This is a genomic window from bacterium (genome assembly GCA_036382775.1).
GTDB lineage: Bacteria > Hydrothermota > Tepidihabitantia > SM23-42 > JAOAFX01 > DASVHD01.
Map to the genome: position 1 here is coordinate 1 of DASVHD010000031.1, position 26,677 is coordinate 26,677.

Sequence of the window (26,677 nt, forward strand, 5' to 3'; positions counted from 1 at the left end):
GAATAAGTTACCTTGTCCCTTCATGGACGAATAGCAGGATGGGGTTTCCCGCTTAGGTACCGCTTCGGATAACCAATTATAATGATCGGAGGCCGGATGTAAATAACAAAATCACTAGTTGACAACCTTCATATAGCAGGGTAATAATTAAGGCGGTTGCTAATATTTTTTTTTACGAGCTCAGCGCCTGCAACTTGTACAAACTGTGATATATCCCCTTTTTGCGAAGCAGCTCGTCATGCGTCCCGGTCTCCTTTATCTCTCCCCGGTGGAGTACGTAGATCCGATCGGCATCCTTGATGGTGCTCAAGCGGTGGGCGATGATTATTGAAGTTCTGCCTTCCATGAGCTTGGCCAGCCCGTTCTGAACAAGTTTTTCCGTTTCCGCGTCGATATTAGCGGTGGCCTCATCGAGTACAATGATCCGGGGGTCGAAAGCGAGAACCCGGGCAAATGACAATAGCTGTCTTTCCCCCATGGACAGCGTCACGCCGCGTTCCATAACATTCTCATCATATCTTCTGGGCAGCCGGTCGATGATCCGGTCCGCGTTGATATAGGAAGCGATCTCTTTTACTCGTTCGTCAGGAAGATCAAGGTTCAGTCTGATGTTGGATTTTATATCGCCGGCAAATAAAAAGACATCCTGCATGACGACCCCGATATGGGACCGCAACGAGGAAAGGTCCATGAAGCGGATATCGATGCCGTCAACACGGATCGAGCCCTGCTGGATTTCGTACAGCCGTGAGAGCAGGCTGATGATAGAAGTCTTGCCGGCGCCGGTGGCGCCGACGAATGCAACGTGCTCCCCGGGTTTGATCCGGAAAGTGACGTCCCGCAGCACCCATTCCCTTTCGTCTTCGTTATACCGGAACCAAACATGATCGAACTCAATGTCACCACGGGCCTGGGGATATTTGACGGCGCCGGGTGCCGACTTGATCCTGATCTTTTCATCCAGGAGGATCAAGATCCTTTCGCTGGATGCCATCGCCGATTGCAGCATCGTGTAGGATTCGGTAAGTTCGCGGATAGGCCTGAAGAACATTTCCACGTAGGCGATGAACGCCACGAGCACGCCCAGCGAAATTCGTTCCGCGATGACGTGTCCGCCGCCGAAATACAAAACCAGGGCAATGCCGAGCGAGCTGACCACCTCGATCAAGGGGCGGAAGAAAGACAGCAGGGTCACTTCGCGGATATTCTCCTTAAGATATTCGGCATTGATAGCATCGAATTTGCGATCGCTCTCGAATTCCTGGCTGAAGATCTTGATGATCCGGATCCCGGACAGGTATTCCTGGAGGGTTGCGTTCAGTTTTGCGAGTTTGATCCGCACTGCCCGGTAGATCTCGCGGGCTTTGATCCGGAAATAAGATGTCAGGATGACCACGAGCGGGATGACCGTGAATGCGATGAGCGCAAGACGAATATTGACCGCGATCAGAATACCGACGATACCGATGAGCAGCAGGATATCCCGGACCAGGGACGAGAAAACTTGAGTAAATGCCTCATTTATCGCTTCCACGTCATTCGTAGCTCGTGTCACGAGACGACCCACAGGGTTGTGGTCAAAGAACCGCATATCCATATCTTGCAGTTTCTTGAAAACCTTCATCCTCATGGCGTGCATGAAGAGCTGGCCCGCGTATTGGGAAAGATAGATCTGCAGGAAATTCACGACCGCACCGGCAAGGATTATCAGTAGAAAAATAAAAGCTATCCGGTAAAGGCCATTGAAATCACGACCGCGAAGCGCAACTGTTTCCCGGGTCGTCAGTTCCTTAAGCCGATCATACGGCGCCAGCACGACCGCCGGGTAATCTTCGAACAGCGATGGGTGCCGTGCCACAACTTCCTGAGCCTGGGTGGTCAGGGGTTTGTCAAGATAGTAGTATTTTTCCTTGCTGAGTTTCTGCCCGATCTCCCACTCATGTATATGTTTCGGGTCGATCTTCTCCAGATCCCCCTGCGTCATGAATACTGTCGATGTGTCCAACCCGCGATAGCGTCCTATTTCGGCAGTCTGGACTTTCCGACCGGTCTTGACTATGAAATCGTCGATCGCCACTTTGCTGATATACGGAAAGCTCAGTTCAACGCCGATAGCGCCAACCAGGAAGATCATAGACAATAAAATGTAACGCATGTAAGGTTTCATGAAACCATACAAATGGCGGATCAGGCGGAAATCGAATACCTTGCCCAGTTCGATCTCATCAGGTCGCTGCATTTCCATGCTCACAGGGTCTCCAGTTTCATTTCAATCTGTTGGGTTCGGTAGATATCATGGTACAGGCGTTTCTGTTTGACCAATTCCCGGTGCGTGCCGGCTTCGGCGATCGATCCGTTCTCCATAACGAAGATCCGGTCGGCGTCCATGATCGCGAACAGCCGGTGCGAGATCACGATCGAGGTTCGTCCGCGCAATTCCGCACGGATCGCATTAAGGATCGCGCGCTCTGTCTCCGCATCTACCGACGAGAACGCGTCGTCCAGGATAAGGATCGGCCGGTTCAGGAGCAGCGCGCGGGCAAGCGCCAGACGCTGTTTTTGCCCACCGCTCAGCGTTATCCCGCGTTCGCCGATACGAGTATCAAAACCATCCGGCAGTTCAAGAATCTCTTCATGGATGCTGGCAATATGGCAAACCCGCTCGATATCGCTGATCGAAGCACCAGGGTTGCCAAAAGCGATATTGTTCCTTACTGAATCCGAGAATAAAAATGTGTCCTGGGGCACGAATGAGATCTGCGAACGGATAAAACCTGGAGCGAGGTTTTTCAGGTCCTGACCGTCGATCAGGACCGAACCGGTCTGGGGTTCGTAAAGTCGCAGCAACACATGGACGATGCTCGACTTTCCTGATCCGATAGGACCGGTTATGCCAACGAACTGGTTCGGCCTGATCTCAAGATTTACCGCGTTGAGCGCCGGTATGTCTTTACCCTGATAGGTCAAGGTCAGATCCCTGATTACGATGTGTCCTTTTATCCTCTCCTGAGTGCCCTTTAAAGTTTTGATCGTTGATCGTTCAGCCATGATCTTATTTATACGGCCCTGCGACGCGGCACCGCGTTGGAAAAGATTGATCGCCCGGCCGATTGCGATCATAGGCCATACCAGCATCTGGAGATAGGAAGTGAACGCGACAAAAGAGCCGACCGAGATCGCGCCAATCAGGACATAACGGCCGCCCAATCCAAGCACAATGACCATACCAACGGCCGCGAGCGACATGATAATGGGGAAAAAGGTTCCCCAGACCTTTATCAGGCTCATATTTTTCATTATATAATCAGTACTTATACCGCTAAAACGCTCCATTTCAAATGGCTCCTGAACAAATACTTTAACTACTTTTATACCAGCTAAATTTTCGCGCACTCGTTCGGTAAGAAGCGAAAAAGATGCCTGAACCTTTTCAAACAAACGATGGATCGTACTCCCGAAAAAAGTCGAAAAAAGAGTAATAAATGGGAACGGTATTAGTGCATACAGGGTCAGCTTTAAATCGATGGTGATCATCATTATGATCGACGCAACACCCATGATTATGATATCGGTCAGGATGACCAGGCCAAAGCCGATCGACATGCGCACGGCGTTTATGTCGTTGGTCGCGTGGGCCATCAGGTCGCCTGTCTTGGTCTTGTCAAAGTACGCGACATCTAAAGTGGTCAGATGATTGTAAAAATCACTGCGCAGCTCCCTTTCGATCCGGCGGGCTGAACCGATAAGTAGGTAGCGCCAAAAAAAGCGGCCGACCGCCACACCCAAGGCTATCAACATTATCAATACGCACGCAAACATCAACGTACCAGGGGTTGCCCGGCCGACCACCAGGTCATCGATCGCGGTCTTCAAGATCCGCGGCACCAGCAGTTGCAACAGGTCGATCACCGCGAGCGCGAAAATACCGAAAACCGTCGCCAGCCAGTATCGGCGGTAGTATTTTTTTAAGGCTAAAAGCTCGAACATGGGGAGATTATATCTAAAATATTTTTGAAAGCAATATCATTACATTTCATATACGGCCGGTCAACTTCATTGACATCCAACGTTAAATCAATATATTTATATATAAACAAAGAACTTAGATATTTGTCTAATAGATGAAAGATGAAGGAAAGGATGACAAAATGAGAGAAAAAGTCGAATCGGTTTTAAATCAGATAAGGCCTGACCTGCAGAGGGATGGCGGTGATCTGGAACTGGTGGACGTGAGCAACGACGGCGTAGTCAAGGTAAAACTAACTGGTGCCTGCGGCGGTTGTCCGATGAGCATGATCACACTGAAAATGGCGATCGAAAAACGTCTCAAGGAAGCAATACCTGAAATAAAGACCGTTGAGCAGGTGTTTTAGAATGGTTAAATTGTTAAAAGGTTAAATGGTTAAATATTTAACTATTCACCAATCACTATTTATTAATTTTCCCCAGGTGGTGCAATGAGCGTTGTTCAAGTCACTGACGATACGTTTGATGCTGAAGTGATCAATAGTTCAATGCCCGTGCTGGTTGATTTTTGGGCGCAGTGGTGCGGTCCATGTCGAATAGTATCGCCACTGATGGATGAAATCGCGCAGGAATATGAAGGAAAAGCGAGGATCGCCAAGCTCGACGTCGACACCAACCCCAAGATCGCCCTGGAGTACAAAGTGATGAGTATCCCATGCATGAAATTCATCAAGAACGGCAAAGTCGTCGATGAAGTTATCGGTGCCGTGCCTAAACAAGAGATCACGAAAAGATTGGATAAACTGCTTTAAAATTCTAAATCCTAAACCCTAAATCCTAAACAATATCAAAGCACTAATTTTCTAAATCCAAAACATTTTGAACATTTGAATTTAGGATTTTAAATTTGTTTAGGATTTCGATATTAGAATTTCGTGCTTGACCTATGCTTTTTTACCGCTTACGGTCTAACGATTACTGTCCGAGGTCACTGCAGTTTCATGCATTTGTGTATTTGCGGAATAATACGCACGTCGGTCAAGCGTCTCAGCGCCTTTTTCTGGATCTCCAGGATATTGGGGATCACGCAACCATGCACTGGTTGGATCACCAACGGAACCTTGCGGTCGACCTTTTCAATGATCGCACAGACTTTGTCTATTTCCCGGGGCAGCACGTTCTCGTTGATCACCATCTTCACGAAGACCTTTTTCCGCATTGCCGTCTGTAGGCACTTTTCATGTTCAGACCACAGCCCCGGCCTGCCGGTTGCCGTAGGGATCTTGAAATCCAGCGAAACCCATTCGATCTTTCTTATGATCTTTTTCAATTCCGGTGACAGCGTGCCGTTGGTTTCGAGATAGACGCTTTTGCCTTTCCCGTGCAGCCGGTCGCACAGCGCGCCGACAAAATCAACCTGGAGCAGTGGTTCGCCGCCCGTTATCGAGACCTCGCGGGCATCGATGAATTCCATCAGCATGTCGATCGTAACGGGGTTTTGGAAGATCTTGTTGCCGACAATAAGCGCGCCCTTTTTCTTCTGGTTTATGGGGGTGTCGCAGTAATTGCAGGATAGGTTACAGCCAAAAAGGCGGACGAACGTCTGCCGCTGCCCCATCTTGATCCCTTCACCTTGGACAGATGTAAAAATTTCGCTTACATAACCAAGCATGTTAAACTCTAAATCCTAATTTCTAAATCCTAAACAAACCGTTATCCCGTTACTCGTTATTCGGCATCGCCACTCGTATCGTCTTTCGTTTATCGTCATAGGTGTTCTTTTACCGTATTACAGCGCCGTATAACGATACGGGCAGCCAAAACGTACAACGAAAAACGTTTTTTTCGCAATGTATTGTTTAGAGTTTAGAGTTTCGTATTTAGGATTTATCATTGCACCCATTTCACCTTGCAGCGCGTCGTCTGGACTTTCTCGATCTCCTTGGTGTACCGGTCCATAATAAGGTTCGAGAATTCGTAAGGTTCAATGTCATAATCCTTCAGACCTTTGGTTTTCACGGGCGTGTTCGTCGACGTTATATTGATGCCAAAATGTATTAAGGAAGATAATGGAGATACGGTCGCCACCGAAATCGACAGCTTAGCGTCGTCCTCGAAAAGGTCGGTATGGATGCGCTTCACAATAGCTTTGCCCTTGATATCATTGATGGCGTCCCTTATGATACACGTGAGCACAAGTTGCCGCATGATCGCGATTTCGATGTTCGTATCGTAGTGTTCGACGATGAAGTGCAGCATGTACTCAGAATAGATCGCTTTACCAGCGCGAAGGTCCTCGATGTCCACCATTTCCTTGAGCTTGACATCGCAACTCCCGCAAAACGCGACGATCGAATCACCGACTATCCCAAATGTCGTGTACGCAAAATTACTGTGCAGTTGTTCACCAGTATATGGCCTTTCTTCCTTGATCAAGCGGTATTTCATTTTTTAACCTCCAATCCTAATCGTTTTCGCAGATTTGGTATTAGTCCGCCATCTTTGATTATGTCCATGATGAATCCGGGCAACGGTATGACCGTAATGGATTCATGCGTGGTTTCGTTCCTGACGATCCCCTTTTGCAGGTCCACAGTCAGCGTATCGCCATGGTTTATTTTTCCTTTTATACCGGGCGCTATCAGGACCGGCAAACCCAGATTGATCGCATTGCGATAGAAGATCCGTGCCAGCGACTCGGCGATCACAAAGCGGATGCCGAAAAATTTCAGGCAGGTGGCCGCCTGTTCGCGCGATGATCCACATCCAAAATTCTTGCCGGCAACGATGATATTGCCTTTTTTAGCGTTTTTCAAAAAATCGGGGTATACAGCCTCAAAGCAATGACGCGCCATCTCCTCCCGGTCCGTGGTTATGGAAAGGTACTTTCCGGGATAGATATCGTCGGTATTGATATTATCACCGAATTTGTAGGCTTGCCCTTGTATCATTTTATGAAATCCTAATCTCTAATATCTGAATCTTAAACAAACTCAAAATCCTAAATTCCAATGTTCTAAACAGTTTGGGATTTAGAAAATTAGTGCTTTGATCTTGTTTAGTATTTAGGATTTCGTATTTAGTATTTATTCGTACTGGCATGGTTCGGTTATCTCCCCTTTTATTGCCGATGCTGCGACGGTCGCCGGCGATGCCAGATACACGAACGAATCGGGACTGCCCATCCGGCCCTTGAAATTACGGTTCGTAGTCGAGATGCATACTTCTCCGGCCGCGAGTAAACCCTGATGACCTCCAAGGCAAGGGCCGCATCCCGGATTGAGTATTAAAGCACCGGCTTTTAGGAATATTTCAATGTAACCAGCCTGAAGAGCATCCTGATACACCCGTCGCGACGCTGGAATGATCAATAAGCGAACCTCCTTGTGCACTGATTTACCTTCGATAATTATGGCCGCAGTTTCAAGGTCCTCAAGCCGGCCATTCGTGCAGGAGCCCAGGAGCGCCTGGTCGATTTTCAGACCTGACACCTCGGACACCGGTTTTACGTTATCGACCGTATGAGGGCAGGCGACCTGGGGGATCAGATTGGAAATGTCATAGTTGAATTCACGGGCATAATTCGCGTCGGCATCAGGCAAGACCGCAGTAAACGGTTTGTCCGTGTGCGCTTTCACGAAGCTTGTAGTTTTATCATCGGGAATAACGAAGGCGTTCTTTGCCCCCATCTCCATGGAAAGGTTGCACAGTACCATCCGCGATGGCATGGACATCGCACGAATCGATTCGCCGCAAAACTCGACGGATTTATAATCCGCCCCGTCGGCTTTGAGATCGCCGATGATCCTAAGGATAAGATCTTTTGCCGACACATATTTTTTGAATAACCCTGTGACTTTGATCCGAAACGATTCCGGCACTTTGAGCCAAAGCTCGCCGGTCGTCCAAACGCCGGCCATTTCTGTTCCCCCAATGCCGGCGGCAAACGTACCGAACGCGCCATGGGTCGTAGTGTGGGAATCAGTGCCGACCAGCACCTCTGCCGGTCGGCAATGTCCAAATTCCGGCAGGATCTGGTGACAGATGCCTTCTTTCATGTCGTAGAAATATTTGATCCCCTGTTCTTTGACAAATTCTCTGATCCTCTTGTGGGTTGCGGCGGTCTTTTCGGATTCCGCGGGTATCCGATGGTCAAACACGATCACGATCTTTTCGGGGTCCCAGACGCGTTCCAGCCCGATCTCTTTGAACGATCTGATAACGACGTCCGCGTTCTCGTGCGACATTGCGACATCGATCTTTGCCATCACGATCTCGTTAGGAACTGTCTTGCTTTTTCCGCCGGCTCTGGCCAGGATCTTTTCGACAAGGGTCATGGGTTTCTTTTGAACGTTTTGATCGTTTTGTTCGTTAATATCGTTATGATCGTCATTATCGTTTTCTGGTCTTTTTAGCCTTTCTGGTTTTTCTGGTCTGTCTAGTCTTTCCGGTTCTTTTCACACCTTCATATCCTCTCACCCTCATATCTTCGATGTTTCTTTCCCACGGTCCGTCGTATTCGACATCGGAATCACACATGCGGCGCATGGGTTTTTCCCTGGTTATCTCTTCATAGACGTGCGCGATCAGCCCTGCGGTTCTACCGATAAGGAAAAATGCCTTGCCGAGACGCCAGTCAAAATCCATATCTGATATGATCGCGGCGATTGCACCGTCAACATTGACCGGCAGAGGCTTGCCTTTGGCAAATTCGTTCTCGATAGCGCGGGTAAGTTTAACACAATCCCCGCTGATCCTCAACTTGTCGGACAGGGCGAAAAGTCTCTTCGTCCGTGGATCTTGCGTGTGGATGCGATGACCGAAACCGGGCATATATCTTCCTTCTTTTCTCAGTTTCGCAAGGAGCATCTGAGCCGTTTTTTCATGAGTCCAGTGCTCACTTTTGATCTTTTTCATCCATTCCTGCATAATGCGCGCGGCATCCTCGATCGCGCCGCCGTGAACATCGCCAACCGCCAGAATGCCGGCTGCTACTGCAGCAGGCAATGGTACCCCGGCCGACGCGACGATCCTTGACGCGTGCGTCGTAGGCGGGGTGGTTCCGTGGTCCACGGACGAAGTAAGAACGGCATCGATCATCCGCGCTTCGCGCTCCCGTGGCATTCTGCCTTTAAGCAAAAGAAAAAAAACGGACGCGAACGGAACATTGCCGATCAGATCCTCCTGCCGGTATCCGCGCGTTACTATATGGTTAGGTTCGATCTTTGAAATGCTCGACTTCCACATATTTCAACTCCTCTTTTCTGTAATCATAACTTCCCAACTTCATAACCTCTTAACTTCAGTCTTTATCATATCCTCGTAACCTCTTAACTTCCTAGCTTCAATTCTTTTTTCACAAGGAAAGGTATCGCACTTAAAGTCTCAGCCATGACCGCGCCGTTCGACCTCAATGCTTCGATCTTGCTCTGTGCCGTGCCCATTGAACCCTCGACAATAGCGCCGGCGTGCCCCATACGTTTTCCCTGAGGCGCCGCCTTGCCCGTGATATACGCGATGACCGGTTTGGTCATTTTTTTAATGTAGGGCGCGGCCAATTCTTCGTACACGCCACCGATCTCACCCGCCATGACCACGGCATCGGTTGCGGTGTCCTTTTCAAACAAGGCGAGAATATCCTCAAAATTTGCACCAAGAATAGGATCTCCGCCGAGGCCGACCGAGGTTGATTCTCCCAGCCCGGCAAGGTTGAGCGAGTTTGCGACATAATACGTGACGGCTCCACTGCGCGCGACCGTGCCTATTCGCCCTTCCTGAAAGGCGATCTTTGGCAGCATACCGACCAATGACCTGCCTGGCGAGATAAGACCCGGCGTATTTCCTCCGATCACGACCACGTTCTTTTCCTTTGCCTTTTGACGAACCTTTAACATGTCATGGATCGGGATCCTTTCGGTTATGACCACAACAACTTTGATGCCGGCATCAATGGACTCCAGGATCGCATCCCTGGCAAAGCGCGGCGGCACCCAGACACTGGATACCGTGGCGTGTGGATTGTCTCTCAAACACGCGCTAACCGTGTCATAGACCGGCACGTCTTCAATGCGCTGGCCGCCTTTCCCGGGGGTTACGCCGGCCACGACCTTTGTTCCATAATCGAGCATGAGCCGCGTGTGGACCGCAGCGTTGGTGCCGGTGATCCCCTGGACGATGGTTTGCGTATCGCGGTCAATCAGAATTGCCATATCATCCTTTGGTTAAATGGTAACTGGTGATATGGTTAAATAACATTATTCAACCTTGTCTTTCATACTCTTTAGATACTTTATGTATCCGTTTAGATTTTTCAAGAGCTCAAAACCGTTATTTTTTAAGTCCTCAAGATAGGTAGTTTGGAAGTAACCTTCATCTAAACAAACATTAAGGTCATCTATTATTTCCTCCAGTAAACCTCTTGAATGCCTGCAAAATTGGATATTTTCCTGATAATGATATCTTCCGTGACCTTCCGCAATATTATTAGTGATTGATACAATGGCTTTTCTCATTTGGGGATCAAGATTGTATTTTCCCTTTAAAGGTAATTTCTTTATCAATAAATAGATTTTCTTCCTGAATTCTCGGGCTTTCTTATAAATTTCCAGGTCTTCAAATGTTTTAAATCTTATTTCTTTGGTATTTTTTTCAACCATTTAACCTTTTAACTATTTAACCATTTTCTATTGTTTTGGCTATCCTTACCGCCTCTTGTATTACCTGTTCGATCGGCGTGTCATAAGCATAGATCTTGATTTGGCGGAACAGTTTAGGGTGCTTATTTTTAGCTTTTTCAAGTATCACCCTGCCTTCTTTTTCCATATTACCCGCCATCCTCATGATCATCGGTTTCCTGGGCTTGTTCTCCACGATATACTGCACCACCGCTTTTGCCCAGTCGTCACATCTTGATATCCCGCCGAACCTTGCGCCGAATATCACCTTGACATCGGGATTGTCGGTCAATAATCCCAGCATGGCGCGCAGTTTTTCCTGGGTGGGTGCGCCGCCTGAATCCATAAAATTAGCCGGTTTTCCGCCGTAGTGAGTGATCAGATCCACGGCGGCGATCCCAAACCCGGCGCCGCCCGGGAAAACTCCGATATCGCCGCCCAGGTCAACATAGGGAATGCCTGCCGCCTTGGCGATCTTTTCCCTGTGTGTCAGCTCGCCGACCTCGTGGCGCGCCGTGATCCCCATTTCTTTGAACTCGGGATGGCGGTACATGGCATCTTCGTCCAGGTCGACCTTGGAATCAAGCGCGACCGGACGGTTATCGACCGTGAGCGCGAGCGGATTGATCTCCACCAGTTTACAGTCGAGCGCGATGAACATATTGTACATGCAGTTGATGACGCCGGCACCGAGGTTCAACTGGTCGCCAGAGAGTCCCAGTTCGGCCGCGATCTTTCGGCCAATGAACGGCGATGGTCTTTCACCGATCGGCAGGTTGCATTTGACGAGCGACCCCGGATCCAATTCCGCGACTTCTTCGATCGCCATGCCTCCCCGGCTATGGGCGATCACCAGCGGCTTATGCTCAAGGCGATCGATCATCGCGGCAATGTAGAATTCACGGACGATATTTACCTTCCGCTCAACTAATACTTTATCAATACGGAACCCGGCATGTTCACGGCCCAACATGGTCCTGATATGCAGTTCAGCTTCTATGCGGTTCACCGCGTGCTGCACGTATCCTGCCTTACCCCTGCCGCCCATAAAAACCTGAGCCTTGATCACGACCGGGTAAACGACCCCGTCCAGGCGGTCCATGCAATCGCTATCGATCAGAACACTGTCCGGCACCGGGATCCTGAATCTCTTAAAAAGCATTTTGCCTTCGAATTCATACAACCGCATGCGTGTATTATACAGAATTATTATTTAGTTTCAAGCATCTTATTTGTCATTTCTCAGTTTATTTTCAACCCCTCAGTTTTGTTGTTTTTCCTGTAGTGTCTTTGTCATTCCCGTGAAAACGGGAATCCAGCCAGGTTCAATTTTTTGTTTATTCTGTCATTCCCGCCCCGTATCAGGTACGGGGTAAACTCCGGCGGGAATCCAGATGTTTTTCTCAATGAAACAATATAAAAATACTTGTCATTGCGAGAAATTCAAAAGGAACAACGATGCGATCTCATTCTTTTATTGAGAGATTACCTTAATAGAATCACTTTTTCAGTAATCCTCTCGCCCTCTGCTTCGAGTTGCACGAAATACACACCAGCAGGGACACGACGTCCCGCGTCATCCAATCCATCCCAGATGACTTGGTTATATGGTTGAATTCCGCCATGCTGATTGGTGGATAAATGGTTAAATTGTTTTGTCAGCCGTCCTGCTGCATCGAATATCTTCAACGACACATGCGGGAAATTCCCTCCTCCTTTATCCTCCCCCTCGAGGGGGGAGGGCAAGGGTGGGGGTGAATTTCGGATTTTGGAATTTGTTTGGAATTTGGTATTTGATATTTGATATTTTATCGTAAGGTTCCTCCGGAACGGATTCGGATGTACGCTCAATGATGTCATAATCATTCCAGTGTGCTGTTCCTCTACCCCTTCCGGTACATATTCATAGATCCAGGTCTGCTGGGCGCCGGACATGATGATGTCATTTATGCCATTGTTATCCAGGTCAAAGATCTTTATATTAAAACCGGCGGCATTGCCCGGCAAAGTTTCCCAGACATAAAAAGAATCGTTGCCGGCCGCCTTTATAATGTTTACCGTATTCGGTCCTTCAATCACAATCTCAGTATTGCCATCCGCATCAACATCGCTAGCATCGGAATGACCACCCGAATAATCTGCGCCAGTAAATTGCCAAAATTTTTTCAAATCGTATGTATTATCACTATCCGCTTCGTAAATGAAAACATCAATTAACTGAGACAGTATTTGTATTCCCTTAAGCATAAACTCCCATTTCCCGTCACCATCAACATCGGGAATCGCAATACAGTCAAATATATTCGCAGTCGGTATTGAATCCATACTCACCCTTAAATATACGTTACTATCAGGACTCTCGTAGGTCCAAAATATCGTTTGGCTTGATGGAAAAATACCTTCAAAATTTCCATCTTGATCAAAGTCACCAAAGGCGCTAGCATCAGGCGAATAATAACTGAAAGTGTCAACAAAAACTATATTATATTGATTGTTTCCACAGTTTTCATAGAATACAGTATTACCATACATAAAAGCGGAGACTTGGATAATTTCATATTTATTATCATTGTCAAAATCGTAAACTGATGCAGTTGGTATCAACCATGGTGGACCTACTTTGTCACACCATACAATATTAGTTGGATATGAGTGTGAATCGGGTGATTCACATATGGCAAGTGTCATAATTGAGTCAAATTCCGTTTCTTGCCCATAACATAATAAATCAGCTAGCCCATCATTGTCGAAATCGCCAATATCACATGCTATCTGCCATAGCAGGATTGAAAACGAATCCAATTCCCATGTATAAGGTTGATGTAGTTCGCAAATATATATATTATCAGGCAGCTGGAAATCACTGATAAACAACTCATAACAGCTGTCGCGATCCGTGTCGGCAACAAGAATTTTACCCGATACCCCAACTGCACAGCCGACCGGTAAGTGCCATTTTAAAGTGAACCCACCTAAGATCGTGAATAATAACAGACCCACTGTCTACTCCATTGATAGTAAATTATACCATATCTTATTATGATGTCAAGCGTTAATGAACTTGCCCTTACCGCAGTTTATTATCAAAAAAATTGTTATAGTTAAAAATAGACAGTTACAATAAATCATTTCATATATATATAGTCTAAATGAAAGAAGCTCATTATTCCGCGTTACGGGTTAACACGGGTTAACATGGGTTAACGACTGGGAATAAGGTAAATTTTAATATGAGAGTTCCAAAGTTATATTGACATAGATATTAAATTAATTATAATTTATATCTTAATCTGGAGGTAAAATGGAAGAAGCGATAAAAATTTTAAAGACCGGGATCGAAATCGAAAAAAATGGTTTAGTCCATTATCTTGACTTTGCGTTCGAATGCAAAGACGAAACCGGCAAGAACATGTTCATACGGCTGGGACGCGACGAATTTACCCACCTGGAGATCCTGACAAAACAGCTGGCTGGTCTTCAGTGCGGAAGCGTCTGGACCTGCGGGGAAATACCTGTCTCCATTATCGAAAAACTGACACCGAAGCTGCGGTCGATCGAAAAGGTGAAATCGGAAAAAGGTGCAGATGAACTCGGCGCTTTGAAAACCGCCATGGACCTGGAAAAAAAGTCCATAGATTTCTACAACGACGCCAAAAAGAAGATAAAAAATGGCGAAGCCGAGAAGATCTTCGACCGGATAATCGAAATGGAAGAATCCCATTATGACCTGCTCCAGGCCGAGATCGATAATATCGAATCCACCGGCTTCTGGTTCGGGATCCGGGAATTTTCGCTCGAGGAAGAGCGGTAGCGACCGGTCACAGGAGAATCCACCATGGATACTTCTAAAATAATAAGCGGTCTGCAAACAGCTCTGCAGACAGAACTTAACGGTATTCAATTTTACCGCATCGCATCGGAAAAAACCGAAGATATCAAGGCAAAATCGGTTTTCAAGATCCTGGCCGAGGATGAAGCCAGGCATTTCGTTGAACTCAAGAAAAAATATGACCAGCTTCTACTCAATGGTACATGGGCAAAGGACCTGACGCTTGGCAACCCATCCTCTTTTGATGGGAAGAGCCCTATCTTCTCTGATGAGCTGCAAACCCGGATCCAGGATCGGCATTTTGAAATGTCGGCGTTGAGCATTGCGGCCCTCCTGGAATCCAATTCTGTCGACCTGTACCGCAAAATGATGGACGAAGCAAACGAGGATAATGCGCGTTCTTTTTTCCAGCAGCTTTATGAATGGGAACAAAAACACCTGGCCGCGATCTCCAAGCAGATGGATCTGCTCAAGGAAGAGTACTGGGCGCAGGCGAAATTTACGCCCCTCTTCTGAAACTGGTATTTCCCGAACAAACGTGAGGTGACGATATGCCTTTTTATTCCGAAAAAGTAATGGACCATTTCCAGCATCCGCGCAACGTCGGCGAGATCGAAAACGCCGACGGTATCGGCGAGGTCGGCAATCCGGTATGCGGGGATATGATGACCTTTTATATCAGGGTGAAAGACGACCGGCTGGCCGACATCAAGTTCAAGACCTTCGGCTGCGGCGCGGCGATCGCAGTTTCGTCAATGGTAAGTGAAATGGCGATGGGCACAACGATCGATGAAGCATTGAAAATAACCAACGAACTCGTCGCCAAGGAACTGGGCGGACTGCCCCTCAATAAAATGCATTGCTCCAATCTGGGAGCCGACGCCTTGCACAAAGCGATCCAGAACTATCTGGATAAACGAGGTAATAAACAATGAAGGAAAAATGCCGTTGCCCATTTTGTGACCATGAGCTTGTGTTCAGCTGTTTTGAACCCGTTTTCTGCAAAAACTGCAAAGTCAGGCTGGTTGCTTGCGGAAAATGCGGCAAGCTCTACAATGAAACCATGGCGCGTTGCCCCCATTGCGCCACCGAGAACCGGATCAAGGTGAAGGGAAGAAAGAAATGAGCGTTTTTGACGCCCGGGAGATCCTGCTATTCGCAATTCGTATCGAGGAAAACGGGGAGGCATTCTACCGGAACATGAGTGCGAAGCTGCCCGAACCCCGGATCCAGGACCTTTTCCGGCACCTGGCAGGACAGGAGCTGGTGCACAGGGATATCTATCGATCAATGCTCTCAAAACTTCAGGCTTATACCCCGCCCGAGACCTACACGGATGAATATGGCGCGTATCTCCGGGCTTATGTCGACAATAAGATCTTCAACGCCGGGCGACTCGACGAATACGCGGCAGCTATTACGACCGCCAAGGCTGCGATCGATTTCGCCATTGACCGCGAGCTCGAGTCGATCCTGTATTATCAGGAAATTCTCATGGTCGTACCGGAAGAACAAAAAAATGAGATCAATAAGATCATCGGTGAAGAAAAGAATCATTTCATGAAATTATCTGAACTGCGCAAAACCATCGCGTAACATCTAAAAGAAAGGAGCGCGCCATGTTCCAAATGAACGATGCCGTACAGACCGCAGACTGGAAAAAGGAAAAACATGCGCCGGCCCTTGACATGCCGGGCAAGATCAAAAAAGGCGATGCCGTGAAGTTAACCGTAACGGTGGGCAAAGAGATCGCCCATCCTAACACGACCGAGCATCATATCGCCTGGATCGACGTTTATTTCCGTCCCGAGGGCGAAAAATTCTCATGCCACATCGGTCGTTATGAATTTCAGGCGCACGGCGGTTCGGCCCAGGGTCCGAATACGAGCACGATGTACACTCATCCTGAAAGCACGGTGAACTTCAAGACCGAAAAAAGCGGGACCGTGTTCGCCCTGTCTTACTGCAATATCCATGGCCTGTGGATGAATTCCATGGACTTGACCGTATCATAACCGGCAGCCGAAGCCGGCGGCATGGCCGTTCTTTAGCTCTATGCCTGTGACTGACGATATATCAGTCGTGCTATGCGGGGCCGCCGGCCAGGGCTTGGATACGGTCGAACAACTCCTGGCACGCGTCCTCAACGATTCAGGGTTCAACGTATTTTCCACTAAGGAATTCATGTCCCGGATCCGGGGCGGTATCAACTCGACCAGCATCCGGGTATCATCAAAACCCGTGCGCGCGCCGCTGGACCGCATCGACATTTTTATACCTTTCAATGAGAAGGCGTTCGGCCATGTCGAAAAACGCCTGACCAGCCGGACGCTGATCATCAGCGAATACGCCACCGGCGGACTCAAAAGCACCGATGTCCCTTTCAGCAAATTGGCGAGCGAAATTGGCAGCCCGGTCTATGCCAATATAATCGGCGTCGGGTTGATCAGCGGCCTTTGCGGCGCGCCGCTTGATATCATCCATAAAAATCTTAAATACCGTTTCTCGTCAAAAGGTGCCGAGATAATCAGCAAAAACAACGATGCCGCGCGCCGCGGCTACGAGATCGGCCTTGAAATCATCCGGGCCGGAAATGCCGAAATCCAGATCACCCCAGGTCATCGTGCTGCCAATGACCGCGTAATGGACGGAAACGAAGCCGTAGCCCTGGGTGCTCTGGCCGGCGGCTGCAACTTTATCGCTGCTTATCCCATGACCCCGTCTTCCGGCGTCTGGACATATTACACGCGGGCATCGCGATATTGCGATATCATCAGCGAACAATCCGAAGACGAGATCAGCGCCATGAACATGGCACTGGGCGCGTGGTACGCCGGCGCCCGGGCAATGATCACCACCTCGGGCGGTGGATTTGACCTGATGACCGAAGGTTTGAGCCTTGCCGGCGCCCAGGAGCAGCCGCTCGTTATTCACCTGGCGCAGCGACCCGGACCGGCAACCGGCCTTCCAACCAGGACCGAACAGGCAGACCTGGACCTGGCTCTTTATGCCGGGCACGGTGAATTCCCCAGAATCATACTCGCACCCGGCACACCGGAACAGGCTTTTTCCACGACCCGCGATGCTTTCGCGATCGCCGACCAGTATCAGGTTCCGGTGTTTATCCTGACCGACCAGTTCCTCATGGATTCATCAACCAATGTTGCAGCGTTGGATCTTGCTGAGCCAGCAGCCGATCCCTTCATTGTACCCACCGAACCGGATTACCGGCGATATCAGCTTACGGCCAACGGCATTTCACCCCGGGGTATCCCGGGCCATGGCACCGGACTGGTTATCGCCGACTGTCACTCGCACGACGAAAGCGGGCACATCAGTGAAGATCTGGAAATACGAAACCTTATGGTTGACAAGCTGCGCCGAAAAGCCGCAGCTATTGAACACGATTTTTATGAACCGGAATATTACGGCGGCAACAAAGATGATCCGTGCGATGTTCTGGTCATATGCTGGGGTTCGAACTTCGGAGTGGTCAGAGAAGCGATCCGCGACCAACAGCTATCCGGCAGGAATATCGGCATGCTGCATTTCCAGCAGCTCCACCCTCTCCCCTCGTCAACCGCCGCTTATCTGCAAAAGGCGAAAAAAGTCATAGCGATCGAGAACAACGCGACTGCTCAGTTCGCCCGGCATATAAAGCAAAGTCTGGGTTTTGATTTCCATAGCACCATTCTCAAATACAACGGACTGCCCTTTACGCTCGAAGAAGTCGCCGGAAGGCTGCGGTCCGCGGTCGAACAATAAAGAATAAAAATTTATGAAGCCCCTGACGGGACAACCAGAGTTAAAGACCGCTCCGCGATCAGGAAATTTATTCCCTCGATGCACTTATCAGTGCATAAACCTCGGGACGCTGAATTTCCCCGCGGAATTTTATTTTGGATTCACGGGAAATTCGCGGAAGCCCCTTGCGGGACACCCAGCTGTCCCCCCCTCCCAGGCCCTCCCCCTCGAGGGGGAGGAAAAAAGAGACGGTGATTTATGAAGCCCGTTTTTGACATGGATGAGACGACCGATAGCGCCTGGTGTCCGGGGTGCGGTAATTTTGGGATCCATAACGCCCTTAAACAGAGCCTGGAGCAATTGCAGCTGAAACCCGAGCAGGTCGTGCTCGTATCCGGCATCGGACAAGCCGCGAAACTGCCGCATTATGTCAAAAGCCACGTTTTTAATGGTCTCCATGGCCGCTACCTGTCGTCGGCGACGGCGATCAAGGCGGTTAATCCCGGTTTAACGGTCATCGCGGTCAGCGGCGACGGCTGCACTTATGGCGAGGGCGGCAACCATTTCATTCACACAATCCGGCGCAATCCCGATATAACCAATATAGTCCACAATAACCTGGTGTACGGACTGACCAAGGGACAGGCATCACCGACAAGCCTTATGGGTTTTAAAACGCCGGTGCAGATCCAGGGCGTAATGTCTGAACCGTTCAATCCGCTCTCGGTTGCGATCGCGCTGGACGCCTCGTTCGTGGCGCGGGCATTTGCCGGCGATATAGAACAGATGAAAACAATATTCACAAAAGCGATCAAGCACCGAGGTTATGCTCTGGTCGATGTCTTGCAGCCCTGCGTCACGTTCAACAAGGTCAATACGTACCAGTGGTTCAAAGAACATACTTATAACCTTGAGTCATCGTACGATCCGCACGACCGATCAAGGGCATTTGAACGGGCGGTCGAAAAAGAGCGCTTGGGTCTTGGGATTTTCTATATTAATGAAAAAAGGGTGGTGTTCGAGGACACGCTTGCGCTGTACCGGATCGACAAGACTCCCTTATCCCAGCGCTCAATGATCACAGAGACAAAAATTCAGGAATTCGTGCATGAGTTGCATGGTGAATGATGATAATAATAGAAATCGGAAATTAGAAAGTAGCATATGGGGCAAGCATGAATAAATAAAAGGAGAATGAGAATGAAAAAAGCATCGCTAAATAAAAAGAAAGATTCGGTCGACGATCTGCTTCTAGCCGCCATGGGCAGCGAGGTGATCGCAAAGGAATTCTATCTGGAAGCCGCGGCAAAAGCAAAAAGCAAAGCCGGAAAGCAGCTGTTTGGTGAACTCGCGGAAATGGAACAGGCTCACTATGAGAATGTCCGGCGCGTCATCGATGCGCGTGAGACCGGGCTTGCCATAAACCCGCCGCCGCCGGGCAAGCAATTACCCGCGCTCAAAGGAGAGATCGAAGGCGAATTTGAACCCAACAAAGATGAGATCGCCGAAGTGCTGACGCGCGGCATAGAAGCGGAGAAAAAAGCGAACGCCCGCTACAGAGCGCTTGCCGAGCAGATCAATGATCCAGCCGGCAAAGAGCTGTTCGCGCGTTTTGCCGAGGATGAACGCCGTCACCAAGGCCTGTTGGAAGCTGAATACTACCAGATCTCCAACAAGGGCGCGATAATCTGGGGAGAATAGATACGGTGACCGTCAAAGAAACCATCGATAAAAGGAGAGCATACCGGTCACTGGATTCCTTCCCGGTGACGGATGAACTCATTGCCGATCTGGCGTCGTGCGCCGGTCTTTTTTGCTCCTGCTTTAATAACCAGCCCTGGCGGTTCGTTTTTGTCTATGATCCCGCGGTGCTGGAGAAAATGCACGGCACCCTGTCAAAAGGCAATGAATGGGCTTACGACGCTTCGATGATCGTGGCGGCATTTGCCCTGAAAAAAGATGATTGTCTCATCAAAGAACGCGAATACTACCTTTTCGACACTGGCATGGCAGTGGCGGCGATCGTGCTGAGGGCGACTGAACTGGGGCTTGTCGCCCACCCAATCGCCGGCTACCGTGAAGACGAGGTCAGGAATGTTCTCGGCATCCCATCCGATGCCAGGATAATAACGCTGATCATCATGGGTAAGCACTCGAGTGAACTTAAGCCGGTTTTATCAGAACAGCAAAAGCAAGCCGAGATCAAACGACCGGACCGCCTGCCAATGAACAAATTTGTCTTTAAAAACCAATATAGGGAGCAGGCATAAATGGAGATAAAACACATAGCGGGTAAAAACAAAGGGCCGATTCTTATCTATGCCCTGAGCACGTGCATCTGGTGTAGAAAGACCAAGAAATTTCTGGAACAACTGGGGGTCGGATATGATTACGTGGATGTCGACCTGCTTGATAAAAACGAGAAAGACAATATCATGAAAGAGGTCGAAAAATGGAACCCGGCGTGTTCTTTTCCCACCGTGGTCATTAATAAAAAGACTTGTATCGTCGGTTACAACGAAGCCAAAATACGCGCGGAGCTGGGGGAATGAAAGAGATCAAGCCTGCCAATGTTGACACACTGTACTCGAGACTGAAACAGGAAGCCGAGCAGGCAGGTTACCGTCTTAATCCCGATGTCGAATTCACCAAGGATTTGGTCAAGGGATTACTGATCAACGAACAACGATACGGGTACTGGTCATGCCCATGCCGTTTGTCCTATGGCAACCGGGAGGAGGACATAGATATAATCTGTCCCTGTGACTATCGCGATTCTGACCTGGACGAGTTCGGAGCATGCTATTGCGGGTTATATGTGTCTACGGCGATCGGTCGTGGCGAAAAACCGTTGACATCAATACCCGAACGACGGCCACCCCGCGGTCAGCAAAAAAAAACGGTGGTCACGACCCAACCGACTATCTCCCAATCAAGTATCCCGCCCGGTAAGTCATTACCCTATCCAGTCTGGCGATGCAAGGTCTGTGGCTACCTGTGCGCCCGGGACCAGCCGCCCGAAATCTGCCCTATTTGTAAGGTTAAAAAAGACCGATTTGAAAGATTCATGTAGCAGAAATTTCGATACTTTTGTAGTGGCAGAGTTTACTCTGCGCCAAAAGCTCGTCGAGCAAGCTCGACTTCTACAATTTCTGTCTTTAAATCAATCTTGGTCATTACTACTTTAATATTGACTTTTGAAGTCTTTTATATATAATCAAATATCAGATCATGCTCAATTATATAAGTGAAATAAACTACACGGATGAAGGAGAATATTATGCATGAGAGCTTTGAACCGAAAATCGTTGGTTTTTTCTGTAAATGGTGTACGTCGGCTGCTGCCGACCTCGCTGGCGTTAGCCGTTTGCAGTACCCGCCCAATGTCGTTCCGATAAGGCTCATGTGTTCGGGCGGGATCGACCCGTCGTACATACTTTCAGCTTTAAAAAAAGGCGCGGACGGGGTGCTTATCGGCGGCTGCCATATCGGTGACTGCCACTACCAGAGCGGAAACCGGCAGACACAAAAACGCATGATAATCTTAAGAAAAATGCTCGAGGAATTCGGCATCGACAACCGGCGTGTGCGGCTTGAATGGATATCTGCGGCCGAAGGCATAAAATTTTCCAAGGTAATCGATGAATTCGTTAAACAGATAAAGGAACTGGGACCAAACCCCACTACAGATAAATAAATGGTTAAATTGTTAAATGGTTAAAAATCAAATGAACAGAATAGTTGAATGGTTTAATGGTGAATGGTTAAATAAAAGGATGAATCTAATATTTAACTATTTAACCAATAACCAATATTCACTTCCTTTAAGATTTAACCTTTTATCCAATTACCAATATTTATTGTTTGCGGAAGGAGGATAGTAATGGCAAAACCAAAAGTGGCCATTTACTGGTGCGCGTCGTGCGGCGGGTGCGAAGAAGCCGTCGTGGACCTGGCAGAAGACATATTAAAGGTTGTTGATGCAGTTGATATTATCTTATGGCCGGTAGCTCTGGATTTCAAATACAAAGATATCGAAGCAATGCCGGACAAATCTATCGCGGTCAGTTTCATTAACGGAGCGATCAGAACCGAGGAACAAGAACGAATTGCCAAGCTTCTGCGCCAGAAATCAAATATGGTAATAGCCTTTGGCGCATGCGCTCACCTGGGCGGGATCCCGGGTCTTGCTAATGTGGCTAACCGAAAGGAAATTTTTGAAACAGCGTATATCAACACGGTGACAACCATCAATCCCAACCGGGTATTCCCGCAGACACGGACAAAGATCCCGGCTGGTGAACTGATTCTGCCCGAATTTTATGACACGGTTAAAACCCTGGACCAGACTATTGACGTAGACTATTACCTGCCCGGGTGCGCGCCGCCGCCCGATCTGATCATGAAGGGTGTGCAGGCGATACTTGAAGGCAAGCTTCCGCCTAAAGGTTCGGTCATTGCGTCCGATAAAGCGTTGTGCGAAACGTGCGTCAGGAATAAAACAAAACCTGAAAAGATGATGATCAAGAGCATTAAACGGATTCACGAAGTCATCGCCGACCCTGAAAAATGTTTTCTCGCCGAAGGCATAATCTGCCTGGGCCCGGCGACAAGAGGTGGCTGCGGAGAACGGTGCATAAATGCGAACATCGGGTGCCGCGGCTGTTTTGGTCCAACCAAGGAAGTCACTGACATGGGCGCGAAATTCCTATCCGCGCTCGCTTCGATCATTGACGCGGACACCGAGGACGAGATCAAAAAGGTAACCGACGCCATTATCGACCCGATCGGGCTGTTTTACATGTACGGTCTGCCCAGCTCAATCCTGAGAAGAAAACAGGAGGCAAAAAATGTTTAAAGAGATAACAATCGATCCCATAACCAGATTGGAAGGCCACGGGAAGATTTCAATATTTCTGAACAATCAGGGCGACGTGGCGCACGCCTGCCTCCAGGTACCAGAATTGCGCGGTTATGAAAGATTCGCCGTTGGACGGCTGGCCGAAGAAATGCCCAGGATAACCGAGACCATCTGCGGGGTCTGCCCGACGGCGCATCATCTGTGTTCAACCAAGGCTCTCGACGACCTCTATGGTGTTGAACCGACTCCGGCGGCGCGCAAGATCCGAGAATTTATGTACAATACCTTTATGTTTGAGGACCACAACCTGCATTTTTATTTTCTCGGCGGTCCGGATTTCGTGGTCGGACCGGCGGCTCCCGCCGCGGAGCGAAACGTCCTGGGCGTCATTGCCAAGGTGGGATTGGAGATCGGGAAAAAAGTAATTGATATGAGAAAACGGGCACGCAGCATCATCCAGACCCTGGGCGGCAGGGTCGTGCATCCGGTGAACGGTCTTCCCGGCGGTGTTTCCAAAGGCGTGACCAAAGAAAATCAGACGGAATGGAAAAAAATCGCCGACGACGCGGTGGAATTCGCCAAATTTACGCTCCAGGTCTTTGACGATATCGTGCTCAAGAACAAAGTCTATGTCGACCTGATCGTAGGCGATATCTACAAGCACAAAACCTATTACATGGGTCTGGTGGACGATAAGAACAAAGTGAATTTCTATGACGGTTGGGTTCGGGTGGTCGATCCCGACGGTAAAGAATTCGTCAAGTTCAAGAACCGCGACTACCTGAACCATATCGGCGAAGGTGTCGAGTCCTGGACCTACATAAAGTTCCCCTATCTCAAGAACGTGGGCTGGAAAGGTTTCGTGGACGGTAAAGACAGCGGCGTATACCGCGTCGCACCGCTTGGACGGCTCAATGCCTCGGATGGCATGGCAACACCCATAGCTCAGGAGCATTATGAGCGGTATTTCAAAACGCTGGGCGGCAAACCAGTCCATAATACGCTGGCCACGCACTGGGCGCGTGTCATCGAAGCCATGCAGGCAGCGGAAACGATGGTGAAACTCATCAATGACCCCGAAATACTGGATCCAAAGATCAGGAACATGGATTTTAAAGTACCAAAAATAGGCATTGGGGTCATTGAAGCCCCGAGGGGAACGCTATACCATCACTATGAAACCGATGCACAGGGCCGGTTGACAAAAGCTAACCTTATCGTCGCCACGGTAAACAATTCCGCCGCGATCAACATGTCGGTCGAGAAAGCGGCCCGGAATCTGATAAAAGGTGGTGTCGTGAATGACGGTTTGCTGAACATGATCGAAATGGCGTTCCGCGCCTATGACCCGTGTCTTGCGTGCGCGACCCACGCCATGCCCGGCCAGATTCCGCTCGAGATCAATATCCACGATTCAAATGGGGAAATCGTAAAAACGATTAAGAACTAAAAACCGAATGGTAGGTTACGCCATCATCCTAACCCCCTCCCTCAAGGGAGGGGGTTTTCTATTATCCGTCATTGCGAGGAGTGGAGCGACGAAGCAATCGCTTCCTCTTTATTTTTCCTCTCCCCCTGTGGCAACGTGGAAAAAATAGATGAATTGCAATGAATGGTGTCCCTGTGGGAGAGAGGGCAAGGGTGAGGGGAAAATATTTTCATGAAAAAACTCCTCATCGGCCTGGGCAATCCATATTGTGGTGACGACGCCATAGGTATCATTGTTGCCGAGCAATTGAAGGATCGGCACCATGACTGGAATGTCATTGCCGGCGCACTTGACGGTTTTAATTTTATCGAAACGATCGATGGATATGACAGCGTTCTGATCCTGGACGCCTTGATCGCCGGTGATGCCGTGGTCGGCGAATTATATGAGATCAAACTCGGTGATTTCAAAGGCTTGAGCAATCCGTCATATCTCCACAGCATGAGCCTTGACGCTGCGCTTGACATGGGCAAAAGACTCGGCATCAAGATGCCTGGCACATTGAAAGTGATCGGCATCGGCATAAAAAGTAAATGCGATTTTGGAGACAAAATGGACCCGGCACTTGAGAGCAAGATCGATGCCATTGTAGAAAAAATAGAAAATTGCCTTCAATAGGCAAGTGTGCTCATGGGGTCATTCCCTCCTTTTTCCTCCCCCCTTGAGGGGGAGGGTAAGGGTGAGGGGGATAACTGGAGTCCCGAAGAATGAGGGGAAGCAATCTCATCCTCTTCATGTCATTCCCGCGCAAGCGGGAATCCATTCTGTCATTTCGAGTCCGCCATTGAGTGTGGCGGATACGAAGCTATCCCCTTTTTTATGTTGTTGTGCCAAAAGTTTACAAAAATTTCAACATTGCTTAATATTATAAAATAACTACTGAAATATAGGAAGATATGAGGTGTAAAGGTTTACAATTAATGGCAGCCGCCTTTTGTCCTTTTGTCCTATCTTACCTTCACAACCGTTTGAACAATCTGGTTGTCGATTTGGATGAAGTAGACGCCCGGTTTGAGCTGGTCGGGTATCACAACCCGGCCCATGATGTCAAAGGTTTTACAGTTTTTGCCTGCGGGTAATTGCAGAGGACCGCTGAGGATCGTAGCATTAAAGCTGGTTTTCAGCACGGTTTTATTATCCTCTTCTACACCATAATCCCCAGGAAGGCTGATGACCGTAAAGTCAGCGTAGGTACCAATACCCTGACTACGTCCCGCAGCATAGATGTTGCCATCAGCACCATAGACAATGGAATTGGCCTCATCATAGTAATTTCCTGGTCCGTTATATCTATATACCCAGTTTGTATCACTAGATGTTGTCAAACTAATCACCGTAAAATCATCAAATGTACCAGTCTGGGTACGTCCCGCAGCATAGATGTTGCCATCAGCACCATAGATAATTGAATTGGCATAATCAGTGTAATTCGCCGATCCATTATACCGGTATACCCAGTTGGTATCACCATTAGTCGTCAAGCTGATCACCGTGAAGTCATTACTAGTAGTACTTTCCCAACTAGATCCCGCAGCATAGATGTTACCATCAGCACCGTAGACAATGGAATTAGCATAATCATAAATAGGACCATCATATCGGTATACCCAGTTGGTATCACCAGTAGTTGTCAAGCTGATCACCGTAAAGTCTTCATAGGTATCACTACCCTGACTAGATCCCGCAGCATAGATGTTGCCATCAACACCATAGATAATTGAATGGGCATAATCATTGTCATTCGCCGGACCATTATATAGGTATACCCAGTTGGTATCACCAGTAGTCGTAAGGCTAATCACGGTGAAGTCATACATATCAACTGTACTATATCCTACAGCATAGATGTTTCCATCAGTACCGTAGGTAATAGAAAAAACCCCATCATTTCCATTTCCTGGGCCATTATACCGGTAGACCCAGTTGGTGTCACCAGTAGTTGTCAAGCTGATCACCGTAAAGTCTTCATAGGTACTGACCCTACCCCCAAAAACTGGACAGTTTACAAGTTGAGTCGCCGGGGATATAATGGTTGCCGAAAGGCGACCGAAGGAGGCTCAATATGGCCCGCAGAAGATACACCGAGGAACAGGTAATTGCGCTGTTAAAGAAGC

30 protein-coding genes are annotated in these 26,677 nt (G+C 48.6%); 18 read left to right on the forward strand and 12 right to left on the reverse strand.

The window, feature by feature from the left end:
* Positions 1–172: 172 nt before the first annotated feature.
* Both VF399_06695 and VF399_06700 read right to left on the reverse strand, forming a co-directional pair.
* Positions 173–2,245 carry an ABC transporter ATP-binding protein gene (locus VF399_06695; GenBank protein HEX7320022.1) on the reverse strand — a complete coding sequence of 691 codons (2,073 nt, stop codon included), beginning with the start codon at positions 2,243–2,245 and terminating at the stop codon, positions 173–175.
* Between the two features lie 2 nt (positions 2,246–2,247).
* Entirely contained in the window at positions 2,248–3,987 is a 1,740-nt protein-coding gene (locus tag VF399_06700) for an ABC transporter ATP-binding protein (GenBank protein ID HEX7320023.1), read from the reverse strand.
* Between the two features lie 161 nt (positions 3,988–4,148).
* Between VF399_06700 and VF399_06705 the strand changes: the two genes are divergently transcribed.
* Positions 4,149–4,373, forward strand: a complete 225-nt coding sequence (locus tag VF399_06705) for a NifU family protein (GenBank protein HEX7320024.1) — start codon at positions 4,149–4,151, stop codon at positions 4,371–4,373.
* A gap of 84 nt (positions 4,374–4,457) precedes the next feature.
* Positions 4,458–4,778 carry a thioredoxin gene (gene trxA / locus VF399_06710; GenBank protein HEX7320025.1) on the forward strand — a complete coding sequence of 107 codons (321 nt, stop codon included), beginning with the start codon at positions 4,458–4,460 and terminating at the stop codon, positions 4,776–4,778.
* 176 nt (positions 4,779–4,954) lie between these two features.
* Here trxA and VF399_06715 read toward each other — a convergent pair whose 3' ends face one another.
* The 9 genes from VF399_06715 to VF399_06755 form a co-directional block, all read right to left on the reverse strand.
* On the reverse strand, positions 4,955–5,638 hold the full coding sequence (locus tag VF399_06715) for a 7-carboxy-7-deazaguanine synthase QueE (GenBank protein HEX7320026.1): 684 nt from the start codon (positions 5,636–5,638) through the stop codon (positions 4,955–4,957).
* Between the two features lie 218 nt (positions 5,639–5,856).
* A complete protein-coding gene (locus VF399_06720; protein HEX7320027.1) occupies positions 5,857–6,414 on the reverse strand; it encodes a DUF366 family protein in 558 nt (185 codons plus the stop codon).
* Complete coding sequence (locus tag VF399_06725) at positions 6,411–6,917, reverse strand: 3-isopropylmalate dehydratase small subunit (protein ID HEX7320028.1); 507 nt, start codon at positions 6,915–6,917, stop codon at positions 6,411–6,413. Before VF399_06725 ends, VF399_06720 begins: the two co-directional genes overlap by 4 nt.
* Before the next feature lie 135 nt (positions 6,918–7,052).
* Complete coding sequence (locus tag VF399_06730) at positions 7,053–8,303, reverse strand: 3-isopropylmalate dehydratase large subunit (GenBank protein ID HEX7320029.1); 1,251 nt, start codon at positions 8,301–8,303, stop codon at positions 7,053–7,055.
* Positions 8,304–8,358: 55 nt separating this feature from the next.
* Positions 8,359–9,213, reverse strand: coding sequence for a citryl-CoA lyase (locus VF399_06735; protein HEX7320030.1), 855 nt, complete (start codon positions 9,211–9,213; stop codon positions 8,359–8,361).
* Between the two features lie 83 nt (positions 9,214–9,296).
* On the reverse strand, positions 9,297–10,175 hold the full coding sequence (sucD, locus tag VF399_06740) for a succinate--CoA ligase subunit alpha (GenBank protein ID HEX7320031.1): 879 nt from the start codon (positions 10,173–10,175) through the stop codon (positions 9,297–9,299).
* Between the two features lie 45 nt (positions 10,176–10,220).
* Positions 10,221–10,622, reverse strand: coding sequence for a four helix bundle protein (locus tag VF399_06745; GenBank protein ID HEX7320032.1), 402 nt, complete (start codon positions 10,620–10,622; stop codon positions 10,221–10,223).
* A 16-nt stretch (positions 10,623–10,638) separates the two neighbouring features.
* A complete protein-coding gene (locus tag VF399_06750) occupies positions 10,639–11,829 on the reverse strand; it encodes a succinate--CoA ligase subunit beta (protein HEX7320033.1) in 1,191 nt (396 codons plus the stop codon).
* Positions 11,830–12,125: 296 nt separating this feature from the next.
* A complete protein-coding gene (locus VF399_06755) occupies positions 12,126–13,640 on the reverse strand; it encodes a hypothetical protein (protein ID HEX7320034.1) in 1,515 nt (504 codons plus the stop codon).
* A 301-nt stretch (positions 13,641–13,941) separates the two neighbouring features.
* On the opposite strand from VF399_06755, the gene VF399_06760 reads away from it, so the two are divergent.
* The 16 genes from VF399_06760 to VF399_06835 all read left to right on the forward strand — a co-directional run bounded on the left by VF399_06760 (position 13,942) and on the right by VF399_06835 (position 25,181).
* Positions 13,942–14,451 carry a ferritin family protein gene (locus VF399_06760; GenBank protein ID HEX7320035.1) on the forward strand — a complete coding sequence of 170 codons (510 nt, stop codon included), beginning with the start codon at positions 13,942–13,944 and terminating at the stop codon, positions 14,449–14,451.
* Positions 14,452–14,475: 24 nt separating this feature from the next.
* Complete coding sequence (locus VF399_06765) at positions 14,476–14,985, forward strand: ferritin family protein (GenBank protein ID HEX7320036.1); 510 nt, start codon at positions 14,476–14,478, stop codon at positions 14,983–14,985.
* Between the two features lie 35 nt (positions 14,986–15,020).
* Entirely contained in the window at positions 15,021–15,404 is a 384-nt protein-coding gene (nifU, locus tag VF399_06770; protein ID HEX7320037.1) for a Fe-S cluster assembly scaffold protein NifU, read from the forward strand.
* Complete coding sequence (locus VF399_06775; GenBank protein ID HEX7320038.1) at positions 15,401–15,595, forward strand: hypothetical protein; 195 nt, start codon at positions 15,401–15,403, stop codon at positions 15,593–15,595. Before nifU ends, VF399_06775 begins: the two co-directional genes overlap by 4 nt.
* Entirely contained in the window at positions 15,592–16,065 is a 474-nt protein-coding gene (locus VF399_06780; GenBank protein ID HEX7320039.1) for a ferritin family protein, read from the forward strand. The genes VF399_06775 and VF399_06780 overlap by 4 nt, the downstream gene beginning before the upstream one ends.
* A gap of 23 nt (positions 16,066–16,088) precedes the next feature.
* Positions 16,089–16,484, forward strand: coding sequence for a class II SORL domain-containing protein (locus VF399_06785; protein HEX7320040.1), 396 nt, complete (start codon positions 16,089–16,091; stop codon positions 16,482–16,484).
* A 40-nt stretch (positions 16,485–16,524) separates the two neighbouring features.
* The gene (locus VF399_06790) at positions 16,525–18,234 is read left to right on the forward strand and encodes a 2-oxoacid:acceptor oxidoreductase subunit alpha (protein HEX7320041.1); all 1,710 of its coding nucleotides are present in this window, start codon (positions 16,525–16,527) and stop codon (positions 18,232–18,234) included.
* A gap of 237 nt (positions 18,235–18,471) precedes the next feature.
* Entirely contained in the window at positions 18,472–19,341 is an 870-nt protein-coding gene (locus VF399_06795; protein HEX7320042.1) for a thiamine pyrophosphate-dependent enzyme, read from the forward strand.
* 72 nt (positions 19,342–19,413) lie between these two features.
* Positions 19,414–19,914, forward strand: coding sequence for a ferritin family protein (locus VF399_06800; GenBank protein ID HEX7320043.1), 501 nt, complete (start codon positions 19,414–19,416; stop codon positions 19,912–19,914).
* A gap of 5 nt (positions 19,915–19,919) precedes the next feature.
* Complete coding sequence (locus VF399_06805) at positions 19,920–20,483, forward strand: nitroreductase family protein (protein HEX7320044.1); 564 nt, start codon at positions 19,920–19,922, stop codon at positions 20,481–20,483.
* Complete coding sequence (locus VF399_06810; protein ID HEX7320045.1) at positions 20,484–20,765, forward strand: glutaredoxin family protein; 282 nt, start codon at positions 20,484–20,486, stop codon at positions 20,763–20,765.
* A complete protein-coding gene (locus VF399_06815) occupies positions 20,762–21,286 on the forward strand; it encodes a ferredoxin-thioredoxin reductase catalytic domain-containing protein (GenBank protein HEX7320046.1) in 525 nt (174 codons plus the stop codon). The genes VF399_06810 and VF399_06815 overlap by 4 nt, the downstream gene beginning before the upstream one ends.
* Before the next feature lie 204 nt (positions 21,287–21,490).
* Complete coding sequence (locus VF399_06820; GenBank protein ID HEX7320047.1) at positions 21,491–21,910, forward strand: hydrogenase iron-sulfur subunit; 420 nt, start codon at positions 21,491–21,493, stop codon at positions 21,908–21,910.
* Between the two features lie 186 nt (positions 21,911–22,096).
* Complete coding sequence (locus VF399_06825) at positions 22,097–23,071, forward strand: oxidoreductase (GenBank protein ID HEX7320048.1); 975 nt, start codon at positions 22,097–22,099, stop codon at positions 23,069–23,071.
* Positions 23,064–24,524 carry a Ni/Fe hydrogenase subunit alpha gene (locus VF399_06830; protein HEX7320049.1) on the forward strand — a complete coding sequence of 487 codons (1,461 nt, stop codon included), beginning with the start codon at positions 23,064–23,066 and terminating at the stop codon, positions 24,522–24,524. Before VF399_06825 ends, VF399_06830 begins: the two co-directional genes overlap by 8 nt.
* Before the next feature lie 210 nt (positions 24,525–24,734).
* Positions 24,735–25,181 carry a hydrogenase maturation protease gene (locus tag VF399_06835; protein ID HEX7320050.1) on the forward strand — a complete coding sequence of 149 codons (447 nt, stop codon included), beginning with the start codon at positions 24,735–24,737 and terminating at the stop codon, positions 25,179–25,181.
* A gap of 329 nt (positions 25,182–25,510) precedes the next feature.
* Here the strand turns inward: VF399_06835 and VF399_06840 are convergent, their stop codons facing one another.
* Positions 25,511–26,518, reverse strand: coding sequence for a hypothetical protein (locus VF399_06840; protein ID HEX7320051.1), 1,008 nt, complete (start codon positions 26,516–26,518; stop codon positions 25,511–25,513).
* Positions 26,519–26,677 lie beyond the last annotated feature (159 nt).